We start from the raw sequence: 13,625 nt of genomic DNA, 5'->3' as shown, positions 1-13,625 counted from the left end.
CCGGATCACGGGGTGAGTGAAGCATCCGCGCTTCACTCACCCCGCTCCCCCCGTCAGAACCGCATCGTCGCTTCCATACCGAACTCGGGCGGGCGCGGCGCCGATGCGTAGAGGCACTGCTGGTTGGTGCCGTAAGTTGCCGTGTTCCGCTCGATGAACATGCAGTTCGCGGTGGCTCCGGCCAGGCCCGAACCGACGGCCCGCTGGTTGTTCAGGATGTTGCGCCCGAACAGCGCCAGGTCGATCATGTCGCTGGTGAGGTTGAGCCGCGCATCCAGGGTCCAGGCGGAACGCACCTTCACGGTGTTCGACAAGGTGGCGTAGTAGCTGCCGCGATAAGAACCATCCACCCGCAGCGCCGGCTGGAATCCGCCGACTTCGGGCAGCTTGTATTCACCGCCAACGAACCCGTTCCAGTAGGGCACATTGGCCTGGGTCAGGCCATCGAGCACGACTGAACCGTTGGGAGTGACCGGGAAGCCGGCCGTGGACCCAGAACTGATCAGGATCGGATTGGCGTTGGTGAACTCCTGCTTGGCATAGCCGACCGAGCCACGCAGGGTCAGTTGCGGCGTGACCCGCCAGTTGCTCTCCGCCTCGAAGCCGACGATGCGGGACGAACCGACATTGCCCACCGCAGAGACGGTGACGGTCTGCCCGTCGATAGTGCGGTTGATGGTGCTGACCAGCTGCTGGTCCTTCACCTCGTCGTAGAAGCCGGCGAGGTTCAGGGTCAGCGCTCCACCAAAGAAGCTGTTCTTGCTGCCGATTTCGTAGTTGAACAGCTTCTCCGGGTCCGCATAGATCGGCTGAACCACGCCGCCCACGGTCACGTAGCCCGCACGCGCGCTCTTTACGCCCTTGGAAAAGAGCGCATAGACCATGTTGTTTGGCGTGGCCTTGTAGCTGAGCGTGACGCGCGGCGTGAAGTCCTTGGATACCTGCGAATAGTCCGTCGTTGTCGGATAGAACGCGCATTCCGGGCAGGCCGGCGCGAAAATCCTCTCCCGCGCATAACGCCCTTCCAGACTCAGCGTCAGCTGCTGGGTGAAGTCCCAGTCCAGTCCGCCGAAGACCGCACGATTTTCAAGACGGTCGTCACGAGTACGGCCCGAAGGGTTCGCAGCAGTCGCGAACGAATTGAAGCCCGTGTCGTCGCGCTCCCAGAAATAGTAGACGCCCAGCCGCCACCGTAGCGGCTTGTCGCCGGGCGACAGCAGCATCAACTGATGGCTGGTATTGGTGAATTTCTCATAGGAAGGAAACGTGCCGAGCGACGCCGCCCGCAAAGTGACCTCGTTGTTGGCCAGAGCATCGCCGAAGACCTTGTCCTGCCCCGGCCCTACTCCGCGCGGCGCATTGGGTGCGTCTGCCGTGCGCGATTCGTTCACATAGCCGCCACGGTAGCTCAGTTCGTAATCGCCAAAATACTTGCTGATCACCGCACTGGCGAACCACCGGTCACGTTCGTAACCGCGCGCGCCGCTGGTACCGATGTTGTCGATGTCGGGATCGGGCAGGTAGTTCGGGAAGAACGCCCCGTTTCCGCGCGCAAAGGGCGTGACCGCAATACCCGCCTGTAGCCATTCACGGGGGTGCTCCACGACCTGAGCCGCAATCGAATCCCTGTCGTGCTGGTACATGCCGCGCAACTTGATCGAGAAGGTGCTGTCCGGCTTGAAGTAGAGCGTCCCGGACACCGCCTGCGTCCGCTCCCGCCCCATCGGCGCGCCGCCGTCGACCGAGCGCGCGATGGCGCCATTCTGGAAAGCCGAGCCGGCCACCGAAGCCCAGAGCTTGTCCTGAACCAGCGGCGCGGTGATCGTGCCTCCGACATAGTAGTTCGCATCGGGCGCGGAGTTCATCAGGCTGCCGCGCGCCTTGACAAAGCCGCTCACGCTGTCTCCTGACGGGTCCACCGTGACATAGTTGATGGCGCCGCTATACGTCGCGCGCCCGAAGTTGGCGCTCTGCGGCCCCTTGATCACCTCCACTCGCTGCAGGTTCTCCAGATCAAGGGAAGCCAGCTGCCCCGATAGCGCCACGCCGTCGATGAATACGGAAATGCCTTGGTATCGTTCGTCCGAGGTATTGGGCGCAAGGCCGCGAAGCGAGTAGGCGGAAGGATCGTTACGACCCGCTCCGCCAAAAAGGCTGAGGTTCGGCGTCACCTTCTGGAGATCGCGTACGTCCCGGATCTGGGCGCTGGCCAGATCGTCGCTGGTCAGCGCCGTGATTGCCAGAGGGACCTCCTGCAGCGTTTCCCGGCGGCTTTTGGCGGTCACGATGATCGCGTTCGAAGAGTCACCCGTATCGCTGGATACTTGCGCGAACGACGGCGCGCCACTCAACGAGAGCGCAATGGTCAGAGCAATAGCGGAAGATGCAACAGTCCTCATCATAACCGACTTCCCTGTGTCTACAGTTGTGTTTTTAACTCAAATGCGAACTTCATGTTAGATTACAGGAGCAGGCCCACAACATCGGCTGGTCAATTGTTCGCCTGTCGAGTATTATTGAAAATATGGCAGGTATAAATAAAACTTGGGCTTGACGTATAGCTTCAAGCAGGGCCGCCCCTTATCAATGCGGCGCGAGACGCTGTCGCATAACGGGGATCAGCCCTTCTCCGAACAGACGGACATCCTCGATCGTATAGAAGCCGTTGAGCAGGAACCGGTCCACGCCTACTGCGTGATACCGCGCAAGCGCACCTGCGATTTGATCCGGCGTCCCCACAAGCGCAGTTGCATGAAGACGCCCCCGCGTCGCCCGGGTCATGCCCGTCCACAGGCGTTCGTCCAGCCTGTCGCCCATCGCCGCCTGACGCCGCAGGGCAAGGGTGCCGGGATCGTCCTCACCCTTGTCCCGCCCGATCTGCGCGCCTGCGGCAAGATGGCTCATCACCGTATCCAGTAGTCGCTCCGCCTTCCTCCACGCGGCCTCCTCGGTGTCGGCAACGACGATGCGCATCGACATTGAAACGTCGGGATTGCGCCCGTGCCGCGCGGCCTCGGTTTTGAAACGGGCGATCGCGGCCTGCGTGTCGGCCAGGGTCGCAGGGCCGATGGCGTAGACGTCGCAGACCTGCGCACCCATCTCCACTGCCGCGTCGGAACTGCCGGCCCAGAATATCGGGATCTGTTGCTGCACCGGCTTCACGAGCGAGAAGGCACCGTTGAAGCGATACCATTCACCCGCATGGTCGAACGGAGCATCGCTGGACCACATGCGCCGCAGAATGTCGACGTATTCGCGGCTGCGATGGTAACGCTGGTCCTTGGTCAGGAAATCCCCGTCCGCCTGCGTCTCCACGTCACTGGCGCCGGTGATGATGTGCACACCTGCACGGCCGCCGCTGGCCTGATCGAGCGTGGCGAACATGCGCGCCGCCATCGTCGGAGCGATGAAGCCGGGGCGATGCGCCACCATGAACTTCAGGGTCTTCGTGACGGCCGCTATATGCGCAGCGGTTGTCAGCGGGTCGGGCCAGGTTGCCGTCTGGCCCACAAGCACGCGATCGAACCCGGCCGCCTCATGCGCGACCGCATATTCACGGATGAACTGCGGATCCAGCACGCCGCGAAGCGGGTGCGCTTCCGAAGAGTCAGCGAAGAAGTGGAGGCCCACGACTTCGAAGGTCATCACCGCACCTCCGCGCTTGCTTCGCGCTCGGCTACCTTGCGGCGCAGTGCGGGGATGATGTCCCGTCCGATGATCTGCGCATCGCCGATCGGATCATAGCCGCGCAGGATGAACCTGTGCACGCCCACGTCCCAGTAGTCCATGATCGCATCCACGAGCTGGTCCGGATCACCGACCAGTGTGCCGCTGTTGCTGTGCGCCCCCCGGATTTCGTTGATGCCGTTCCAGAAGCACTTTTCGAGCCGCTCGCCCCGGCTTGCCAGTTCCGCCGTGCGGGCGAACCCCGTCGCGCTGGCGGCAACCGTGTTCTTCTCCGCCTTGCCTTCCAGCGCTGCGATGCGGGTCTTGAGATCGGCAGCCTGTGCCCATGCCTTGTCCTCGCTCTCACCCACGACAAGGCGCAGCGAGACGAGGAAATCAGGATTGCGTCCCAGCGGAGCTGCGGCAGCGCGGACTTTGCCCACCACCTCCGCCATGCCCGCCACGGTGTCGCTCAGCGTCGCGAAAACGTCGGCGCAGGCAGCACCCGTGGCGATCGCCATCGGCGACATGCCGCCGAAGAACACTGGGATGGCCCCGTTCACAGGCTTGATCTCGGCGAACCCGCCGTTGAAGCGGTACCACTTGCCATCGTGATCCACCGGGGCGGTGCCGGACCAGATCCGGCGCAGGATGTCGATGTATTCCAGGCTGCGGTCGTAGCGTTCTTCCTTGGTGTGGAAATCGCCGTCGCACTGCATCTCGATGTCGCTGGCGCCGGTTATGATGTGGACGCCCAACCGCCCGCCCAGCAGGCGATCCAGCGTGGCGAGCATCCTTGCCGCCATGGTCGGCGCGATGAAGCCGGGCCGATGCGCCAGCATCACGCCAAGCCGCTCCGTAACAGCGCCGACATAAGCTGCAGTCGTGAAGTTGTCCGGCATCGTTGCGGCATTGGCGATAAGCACGCGGTCGTAGCCCGCCGCCTCCTGCACTTTGGCCAGGCGCACGATGGCATCGATATCGTAGTGCGACACCGGAACCGGCGCCAGTTCGGACGACATGTTGTGATTGATGAGGCCGTTGATTTCGATCGGCATGGACGCTCCCCTTGCAGGTCTCCCTGAATTTGAGCCGAGCCTACGAAGCGCCGACGGCATCGCAGCACCGTGCCCGCGGCAATGGTCGCACAGTGGCCAGAAACACGGATCACGGGGCGTTCCCGGCAAAGAACGCATAGCGCAATGCGGCGGCCGTATGGCCCTGGAGCCTTGACGTCCCCCTTTCTTTTCCGCCTGATGGACACTGCATCGCGCAACCATTGCGAACCGCCAAGCACCGGTCTTGCCTGCACGTTCAATGTCCCGGGATCGCCTGACCGATGTCTACACTTCCCTTGCTATCGCGCCGCTCGATCCTTGCCGGCGCCCTGATCGGTGCCACTGGCGCATGCATGGGCACACGCGGCCCTCTTGCCGCGCCTGCCATGCCGCAACGGCGCAGCTTTACCCTTACATCCCCTGAAGGGCGCGACATCGTGGTCAGCGAATGGCAACGGGCCGGGACCGCGCGCGGGACGATAGTGTTCTCTCACGGCGCCCTGTCTGCGCCCTGGCATTACGACCGCATCCTGCAACCTGTTCTTGATGCGGGATATCGCGTGCTTGCCCCCTTGCATGTGGATTCGACAGAGCATCCCCGCACAGCCGACTTCAAGGGTCTTGCCAGCTGGCGCTGCCGCATCGAGGACATGCGCGCCCTTGTCGATCATATCGGCGCGACGCCGTTCGTCGCGATGGGCCACAGTTATGGAGGCCTGGTGGCTACAGTGCTGGGCGGGGCAGCCGGTGTTCGACCGGAGGGGTTGCAAGGGCCTCTCGTCCCGCGCCTTGCCACCAGCGTGGTCGCCTTTTCCCCACCGGCACCGATCCCGGTGATGATGACGCGGGAAGGGTATGGCGCGCTGGCGGTACCGGCACTGATCCAGACCGGCACGCTCGATGTGCCGCCGGGAACTGCTGCCGACAAGGCCGACATATGGAAGGGCCACCTTGCGCCGTTTGAGGCGGCAAAGCCGGGCGGGCATCGCTACGCGCTTGTCCTTGAGGGCGTGAATCATTACTTCGGCGGCGCGATCTGCGATGCCAGTCAACCGGGCCCCATGCAGCTCGACGCCCTGGAGCGGGCAAACGCCGTGGCCGGCCTGTTTCTCAACGCGTTTGCCTCGGGGAACGCGGTGCGCCCCGCCCTCGTCCGCCTGGACGCAAGGCTCACCGACGCGCTGCCCGTCCGCCTGCTGACACGCTGATACCGGGGCTTATCGTCCCCAGCGGCTGCGCAGGCCGTGCCAGACGGCGGCCTCCGCTTCCACCAGATCCTCGAACCGCGTCGGTGCATGGTCCGGCCAACGGTTGACCGGCCAGTGCAGTTCCGGGTGGGGCTGCACGTCGGTCCGGGCCTGTATCTGCGCCAGCAGATTGGCCGACGGCTGATCGCGCCAGTGCCGCAGCGCTCCAAGATCGACGGTGGCCAGCGTGACAGCGGGATCGCCTGCGAAGGCCCCGCCGATCGGCGCACCCTTGAAGTCATGGATGACGGAAGGCGGCGCCTTGGGCGCCCCGATATTCGCCGTGATCATATATGTCATGTTCTCGAACGCCCGCACGGCCCGCACATGCTGCGCCCCTGCGCGGTGCATATAATCAAGGTGCGGGACGGCGGCGATCGGATTGACGATCACTTCGACACCCTGCAACGCCAGCGAGCGGCCAGCTTCAGGCCAGTGCAACTCGGCCCCAATCGTGGCACCCAGTCGGCCTATAGCGGTATCTGCCACGGGGTGGAACGCGCCCGCGCCAAAGACATCGACGAACTTGTCGTGAACATCGACAGGGCTGGTCCGCAACGACAGCGAATAGCCCTTGCGATGGACCAGCACCACGCCATCCTGCGGCCCCACTATCACGCAGGACAGGAAGTAGCGCCCTGGGAAGGCCGAATGCCGCTCGGGCACCTGCACGGCGATGAACACCCCGAGGCTGCGGGCTACCTCTGCAATCCGCTCGATCTCGGGCCCCTGCATGTCCAGAGCGGCTTCGTGCCAGGCCTCGGCAGGAACCATGGCATGTCCGCTCAGACCGAACTGCGGAAACACGATCAGCCGCGCGCCGTGCGCGTCTACGACGCGCCGTGTTTCGGCAATGCACCCGCCGACGTTATGGTCCAGCGCTGCGCGATCGACCGCGCCATCGACGAAAACGCAGCGCGGCGTCAGAGCGACAGCAGCGATCACGTAAGGCTCGGGCGTTTCGTGTTCCATCGGCACAGGCATATGCAGACAGGCTGTGCCAGCACCGTTCCCCCGCCGGGTTTGCCCGCGTGTCGGTCAGTCTGGGCCGCGGGCACTGGCATTATGCAGCCCTTTCATGGCGCATTGCAATCTACTGATTGGAGCCGGCAGTCCCGCAGCGGCATCATCGACGTTTCGGACATGGGGAGGATACGATGAGCACTCAGGATCATGTGCCGGCGAGCAGGCCCGGACGTCGCGGCCTGCGCATCGTCGGCGGCATCATCGGCATCACGGCTGTTGTTGCCACAGGCGTTCTGGGCACGATGCGACTGGGCTGGTGGAACCCCAGCTATGAGCAGGTCGTGGCCGAGCAGGCGACCGGTCCTTCGAAGTTCGAAATGGTCGGCCCTGTCAAACTGCACGTCCGCGACGAAGGACAAGGGCCGGTAATCCTGATGCTGCACAGCTCGATGTCCAACCTGCGAATCTGGGACGGCTGGGCCGATCAGTTGAAGGGGTCCTATCGCGTGGTCCGGTTCGACTGGCCACCTTACGGGCTTTCGGTGGACCCGCGCGCTTCGCAGGGCATGCCCACGGTCGTCGATTTGATCGAGCGCTTCGTGGCGCAGAAGAAACTGCGCAACTTCGTGATCGTCGCCAGCTCCAGCGGTGCGACCATCGCCACGATGTACACCGCTCGCCACCCGGAACAGGTGCGGGCGCTCGCCGTATCCACCCTGCCCCTGAAAGCCCCGCCGCCCACCGAAACGTCAGCACTGGTGTCGTCGATGTCGTGGGTCCACGACAACCTGGTGCCGAACTACATGCCCGAGGTGTTCTACCGGCATTCACTGGCAGAACTTTACGGGCGACCAGAACGGCTCAAGCCGGAGACCGTGCGGTGGTATTACATGACCAACAACATTCCCGGTGGTTTCGCCCGGGTGAAGACCTATTACCTCGCCAATACCAAATCGGTATGGAAATCGGGAGCAGGCGATGCAGCTGCGGCCGTCAAAGTGCCTGTGTTGCTGCAGTGGGGCGACCGCGACATCGTGATCCCCAAAGACCGGGCCGATGATGCGCGCATCATGTTCGCCAACGCGCCGATGACGATCATCCATTATCCAGATGTCGGCCACTATCCCATGATTGAATTGCCCGAGAAGACCGGCCAGGATCTTCGCAGATGGATTGACTCGCTGCCGCCTGCAAAGGGCGGATAATTCTTCGCGCTGCGGACAGTGCTCTGACCAGGCTGGACGGCGGGCCGCATCGCGCAAACCCTGCTTCCTTTCCCTGGATCAGATGAGGTGCGAGCGTGGATCTTCGTCAGTTGCGACACTTCATCGCGGTCGCCGAACTCGGCAATTTTTCCCGTGCTGCAGAGCGGGTTTGCCTTACCCAGCCGGCCCTCACCCGCAGCATCAAGACCCTTGAAGACGAAATCGACGCAAGGCTGTTCGATCGACGTTCCAGCGGGGTGGAACTGACCCCGGCTGGCAGCGCGTTGCTGGAACACGCACGGCTGATGGTCAACGAACAGGAGCGCGCGCAGCAACGAATCGCGCTTGCCAAGCGCGGTCTCGGCGAAGAACTGGTGGTCGCGCTTTGCCCATTCCAGGCACAAATCGGCATGCGCTCCATCGTGGCGGAATTTTCCCGCGAACACCCGGAGGTTTCCCTGCGCGTCATCGAGGGGCATGTCGATCAAGTGGTTCCTTCTCTGCTGGATCGTAAGGTGGACCTTGTTTTCACTACGGTGCCAGCAACGACCATGACCGAAAAGCTCAGTTACGAGCGGATCCGCAGCACGCCCTGTGCGATCTATGCCGCACCGGGTCATCCGCTGGTTCATCGTAGTGGGCTTACGGCTTCAGAACTTTCACGCTGGGCATGGGCCGTTCTCGATCAGAAACATTCCGTTGAGGCGCTGCGCTCCTATTTCGCAGGCGGCAACTCTGGCATGCCAGCTACTGGAGTGAGGACCGATAGCATCGCACTCATGAAGTCGCTCGTGCTGCAGGAGGGAATGCTCGCGATCCTGCCTGACGCGATCATGGCAGGAACAGGCGCCGTCAGCCTGAACGTCGAACGCGCGCCACGCGACCTGCGGGCTGGCCTGCTGTTCCGGGCCGAAGTGGAAATCAAGCACTCTGCAGAATGCTTTGCCGAGAAATTGCGCCGGCATCTCGTTGGCCATGACGAAGACAGCAAGCCGGTTGCGGCCACTGGCGTGGCGACGATCACCGGGGACAGTGTCCTGCAAGCTCATTGAACGGCAAAAGGGTAAGACCCTAGGCTTGTATAATCACGAGGGTTCTCCGGTCGGATCGACGACGGGATCCAGAGCAGGCGTTTCCGCAGCGACCAGGGCATCCGTGTCGAGGCGATAGAAGCACATCGTGACGACAGCACCCACCATAGACAGGGCCGGTATGATGGACTCACACATCATGATGGCCCATTCGACGCGTGTGTCCTGCCCGCTGGACACGCCACCGGCTGACGAAACATAACCCATTGCCGAGAGGAACGCTCCGAGCGCAGCAAGCGCTGCCGCCGAAGAAAGCTTGTCCAGCAGAGTGGTGATGCCCGCAAAGGCACCTTCGCGACGCTCGCCACTGCGCACGAAATCATAGCGCACGGCATCGGACAGCAGCGCATAGGCGCACAGGATCATGCCCCCTCCGGCGAACCCGCCGACCAACGCCCTCGCCCCGATCGCCACGATGCTTTCTCCCGATCCCGCAAGCAGCCAGGTCATGTGATTGACCCCGTAGATGCCCAGAGCGATCATGTAGCAGGCCTTGCGGCCCAGATGCCGTGCGGCGAAGACCCATGCGGGCATGGCGATGACCATCGCGATGGTGGAAAGCATGAAGTATGTGCCCAACACCGCGTCTCCCACCTTGAGAACGACACGCGTGAAGTATGCCAGGGTGGCCGATCCGATCACCGTGCCAAACAGCAGGAAAACATGGGCGATGGCCAGTATCTGAAAAGGCTTGTTCGCCCAGATCACGATAAACTGGCGCCACAACGTCAAACGTCCGCGTTGTGCGGCCACGTCCGGACGGGGTGCGGTCCGTGGGGCGTCCCTCAGCAGCAGCACTGCCAGCGTGGTGGCAATAAACACTATTGCGGCAACGAGCACCGCAAGCATGACGTGACTTTGCCGCCCCGGACCTATCATCCCCAACAGCCAAGTCGGCAGCGTCGATCCAAGCAGGGCGCCGATCGCATTGCCATAAGTGCGCCATGCCATCAGCCGGGCACGTTCGTCGGGGTCGGTCGAACTTTCGACCACCATCGCGAAGCCCGGAATTGTCATCAACGTGTAGCCCGAGGCGTGGATAATCAGCGCGAGTGTGACAAAGATTTCCGTCAGAAGTACCGAACCCAGATCAGGCGCTCCGAACAACATCACCACGCCGAGGGGCATCGCCAGACCGCCTGCAAACAGGAACGGCAACCTGCGCCCCCAGCGGGAATGGAAGCGGTCGCTCCAGGCGCCGACGGTGGGGTCCAGGAATCCGTCATAGATCTTCACCAGTGCGAAGATCAAACCGGCAGTCCCTGCGGAAACTGCAAGGCTGTCCGTCATGAACCGTAAGCCCAGCACCGTGACTACATTCTGCCCCGCAGCGTGAGCAAGGGGTATCAGCAGCGACCCGATCCTTATCGACCAGCTTCCCGATCGTGACCTTGCAGGTCGCGGATTTGAAACTGATGCTGATGCCACGCCGATCTCCGTCCTTGCACTGGCGATCAGAACACGGAAGGATGTTGCGATCGCCAAATGCTCTTTGATGATATGTCCGCGAGGTGGATGGAGTGGGCTCGCCCGAGATCGCGCTGATGCCAGCGCCCGCCACTGACACCGCAGCGTCCACTCGCAGCCCCAGCTGAGTTCCGGTTCCACACCGAACCTGGATCGGCTCCGGCAATTCAGTGTCACTCATGGCCCGCTTGAGCGCGACGCTCGGCACCATCGGCTGGAGTTCGCATCCTCCCAGTCATTTGGAGGGCAGCAAATATTACTCGCATGGCGGTCAAATAATCTGAACCTCTGGCGGCACGATCATCTTGGTTGACACTCGCTACTCTATAATGAGGGGATGTCATGACCAAAATACTTGATAATATCAGACCCGCGCGACGCGACGCGTTGAAATTCGGGTTGGCTGTCGCCGCGACCTCCAGCGCATTTGCTGCCACATCAGTGCGCGCAGCGAACCGGCAACTCGATCCAGCAAACCCGGCAGACGCGCGGCTGATCTACCGCAAGCTGCGCTACAGAACAGACGACGGGCTGATCTTCTCCTGGCTCAAAGGGCCTTATATGGCTGCAACGGGCGGCGATTTGATTCCCATGTACGCGCTCAATCTTGGGTCCATCCAGCGCATAACGCAAAATGCAGATGGCGGCTTTGACATCATCGACCTTGAGATCAGCTTTCGTGTCGATGCAGAGACTGGCGAGCGCATGAAGACATTTCGCAATCCTGTCACCGGGGAGACCGTAGCCGTGGGCGGGCGCGGCCCCGTCCCTACGCACGCAACAGCGTCAGCGGACAGCCACTTCACTATACCCGACAAGCCAGGCCAGCCAAAATTCGAGCTGGAACACCGCCCTGTAAGCTATTTTTCGATCGGTCACACTGAGATGGCCATTCGAGACCGCTCGCACGCACGCGTCATCGCGCCGGACGGTTCAGTGTCGTTGCTCAATGAAGTGAGCACGATTTCGGGCGCGCGCGACCTCGTTCTCGATCGCAGGACCACAACGGTCAACACCCGTGTTCAATCGAACGACGTTCGCAGTTGGCCGGCGTGGCTCAAAATGGACGACCGCCCTGGTACGCTCAACTTGTTCGCGAATGGCGGAAAAGTCGGCAGCTTCGCCGAACTTCCTGCTGATTGGCATGCATTGCTCAAGGTTCACTATCCTCAGATAGCCAGTGATCCGATCGGCGTCCTGGACGGCAGGATCAAGATCGAAGCATCGACCTGGTGAACCGGGGGCAGGCTGCAAAATGGCCTGCCCCAACCGGCCTCAAAGCACCGTGCTGTTTCGCCGGAATCGTACTCAGGCCAAGGCAGACCGCACAAAAGGGTTCAGCATCCACGCAAGCATGAGCCGGGTTATGCCGGCGAATGCTCTCCTGACGGCCGATGCGCCTGCAATGACCGCAGACGATCCGCACCAGCCGCTGTCTGTTTGCTATCTTTCATGTGGCAGGCCAGTCTGGCGCGAGGAAGAAAACCGATTGTGCCAAGCATAAGGAGGGATGCCTATGACAGACGTCCGGTCTGATTATCTAGCAAAGCTGACCACAGCCCGAAACGCCGTGGCGACCATACCTGACGGTGCACGCATCTGCATGGCGCTGGGCGTGGCGCAGCCACCCGCTCTGTTGGCAGCATTGGCCGGGCGAGCGCACGACGGCCAGATTCGCGACGCCAGCATATATTACCTTCTGTCCACCTCCGTCGCGGGACAAAGCGTCCTTCGCCGCGACCTTAACACGCGGCTACGTCCGATGAGCCTGTTCCACAGTGGGGTCGAGCGGGCGCTTGACGACCTCGCGGCGGCTGAAGGCTCCGGCTTGCTCGACTTCATACCTACCGCCTTCAGCCAGGCGCCTCGACTCCTGTGCGATGAAGTCGGCGTGGACACGCTGGTCACGCAGGTCGCCCCTATGGATGAGAACGGCGAGTTCAGTCTCGGCACCAACATCGATTATGCCCATTCTGCGGCACGACTTTGCGAAAGAGTCATCGTCGAAGTGAACAGGCACATGCCTCGAACTTTTGGCAACAGCACGATTCCCCTCTCGGCGGTGACCGCAATCGTGGAACACGATGCCCCGCTGACCGAAATACCCTCCATTGCGCGCCGACCGGAGGATGACAAAATTGGACAGACTATTGCCGGACTGATCGAGGATGGCGCTTGTCTGCAGATGGGGATCGGGGCAGTGCCGGAAGCTGTCTGTGCGGCGCTGGGTGGACACCGCGATCTGGGTATCCACACCGAGCTCATGACGCCAGGTCTTGCCGAACTGATGCGACGCGGTGCCGTTACCAATAACCGCAAAGTGGTCATCCCCGGCAAATCGACCTTCACCTTTGCGATGGGCGATCGTGACTTCTACGAGTTCCTGAATGGAAATCCAGCTTTGGAGGGCCACCCTGTCGAATGGGTCAACGACCCGTCGATCATCGCGCAAAACCCGAAAGCGATATCGGTCAACGCAACCCTGCAAGTCGACCTTCAGGGCGCCTGCAATTCGGAAGTCGTTGGCGGTCGTCAGTACAGCGCATCGGGTGGTCAGCTTGATTTCGTTCGCGGGGCGGCCGCCTCTGTTGGCGGGAAATCGATCATCGCTTGCCATTCGACGGCGGCACGAGGAACGGTGTCTCGGATCGTACCTCGCTTGAGCGGTGCGGTGACCACGCCGCGCAATGATGTACATATCATCGTCACCGAGTTTGGATGGGTAAACCTTCGAGGCAAGTCCTTGATGGAGCGGGCACAGGCACTTATCGGCATTGCACACCCAAAGTTCCGCGACGAGCTTGCCGCTACTTTGAAATGGTAGCCGTTATGCCTCCTTCGCCACTCCCCGTGCGGGCGGTCCCACAACAAAGAACAGGGGTGACAAACCTTTCTGAGCATCAGCAGGGTGAGACAGTAACGTGG

The 13,625-nt window shown here is 62.1% G+C and carries 10 protein-coding genes; 5 read left to right on the top strand and 5 right to left on the bottom strand.

Annotated elements, in window-relative coordinates; translation table 11 throughout:
* Positions 1-53: 53 nt before the first annotated feature.
* The 3 genes from GGR40_RS05845 to GGR40_RS05835 form a co-directional block, all read right to left on the bottom strand.
* On the bottom strand, positions 54-2,285 hold the full coding sequence (locus GGR40_RS05845; protein WP_429275271.1) for a TonB-dependent receptor: 2,232 nt from the start codon (positions 2,283-2,285) through the stop codon (positions 54-56).
* A 298-nt stretch (positions 2,286-2,583) separates the two neighbouring features.
* Positions 2,584-3,645 (bottom strand): LLM class flavin-dependent oxidoreductase, encoded by a 1,062-nt coding sequence (locus GGR40_RS05840; RefSeq protein ID WP_429275270.1) that lies wholly within the window; start codon positions 3,643-3,645, stop codon positions 2,584-2,586.
* A complete protein-coding gene (locus GGR40_RS05835) occupies positions 3,645-4,724 on the bottom strand; it encodes an LLM class flavin-dependent oxidoreductase (protein WP_429275269.1) in 1,080 nt (359 codons plus the stop codon). Before GGR40_RS05835 ends, GGR40_RS05840 begins: the two co-directional genes overlap by 1 nt.
* Before the next feature lie 281 nt (positions 4,725-5,005).
* Between GGR40_RS05835 and GGR40_RS05830 the strand changes: the two genes are divergently transcribed.
* Positions 5,006-5,932: an alpha/beta fold hydrolase gene (locus tag GGR40_RS05830; RefSeq protein ID WP_429275268.1), complete on the top strand. Its 927-nt coding sequence runs from the start codon at positions 5,006-5,008 to the stop codon at positions 5,930-5,932.
* Positions 5,933-5,941: 9 nt separating this feature from the next.
* On the opposite strand, the gene GGR40_RS05825 is transcribed toward GGR40_RS05830, so the two are convergent.
* Positions 5,942-6,955, bottom strand: a complete 1,014-nt coding sequence (locus GGR40_RS05825) for a nitrilase-related carbon-nitrogen hydrolase (protein ID WP_429275267.1) — start codon at positions 6,953-6,955, stop codon at positions 5,942-5,944.
* Positions 6,956-7,128: 173 nt separating this feature from the next.
* Between GGR40_RS05825 and GGR40_RS05820 the strand changes: the two genes are divergently transcribed.
* Together GGR40_RS05820 and GGR40_RS05815 are read left to right on the top strand one after the other, a co-directional pair.
* A complete protein-coding gene (locus GGR40_RS05820) occupies positions 7,129-8,142 on the top strand; it encodes an alpha/beta fold hydrolase (RefSeq protein ID WP_429275266.1) in 1,014 nt (337 codons plus the stop codon).
* Positions 8,143-8,237: 95 nt separating this feature from the next.
* The gene (locus GGR40_RS05815; protein ID WP_429275265.1) at positions 8,238-9,194 is read left to right on the top strand and encodes a LysR family transcriptional regulator; all 957 of its coding nucleotides are present in this window, start codon (positions 8,238-8,240) and stop codon (positions 9,192-9,194) included.
* 33 nt (positions 9,195-9,227) lie between these two features.
* Here GGR40_RS05815 and GGR40_RS05810 read toward each other — a convergent pair whose 3' ends face one another.
* A complete protein-coding gene (locus tag GGR40_RS05810) occupies positions 9,228-10,841 on the bottom strand; it encodes an MFS transporter (protein ID WP_429275264.1) in 1,614 nt (537 codons plus the stop codon).
* Between the two features lie 201 nt (positions 10,842-11,042).
* On the opposite strand from GGR40_RS05810, the gene GGR40_RS05805 reads away from it, so the two are divergent.
* A complete protein-coding gene (locus tag GGR40_RS05805; RefSeq protein WP_429275263.1) occupies positions 11,043-11,936 on the top strand; it encodes a DUF1838 family protein in 894 nt (297 codons plus the stop codon).
* 280 nt (positions 11,937-12,216) lie between these two features.
* Complete coding sequence (locus GGR40_RS05800; RefSeq protein ID WP_429275262.1) at positions 12,217-13,524, top strand: acetyl-CoA hydrolase/transferase family protein; 1,308 nt, start codon at positions 12,217-12,219, stop codon at positions 13,522-13,524.
* Positions 13,525-13,625 lie beyond the last annotated feature (101 nt).

This window comes from Novosphingobium gossypii, from assembly GCF_050433305.1.
Classification (GTDB): Bacteria; Pseudomonadota; Alphaproteobacteria; order Sphingomonadales; family Sphingomonadaceae; genus Novosphingobium; species Novosphingobium gossypii.
This window is presented reverse-complemented; position numbering and strand designations above follow the sequence as displayed.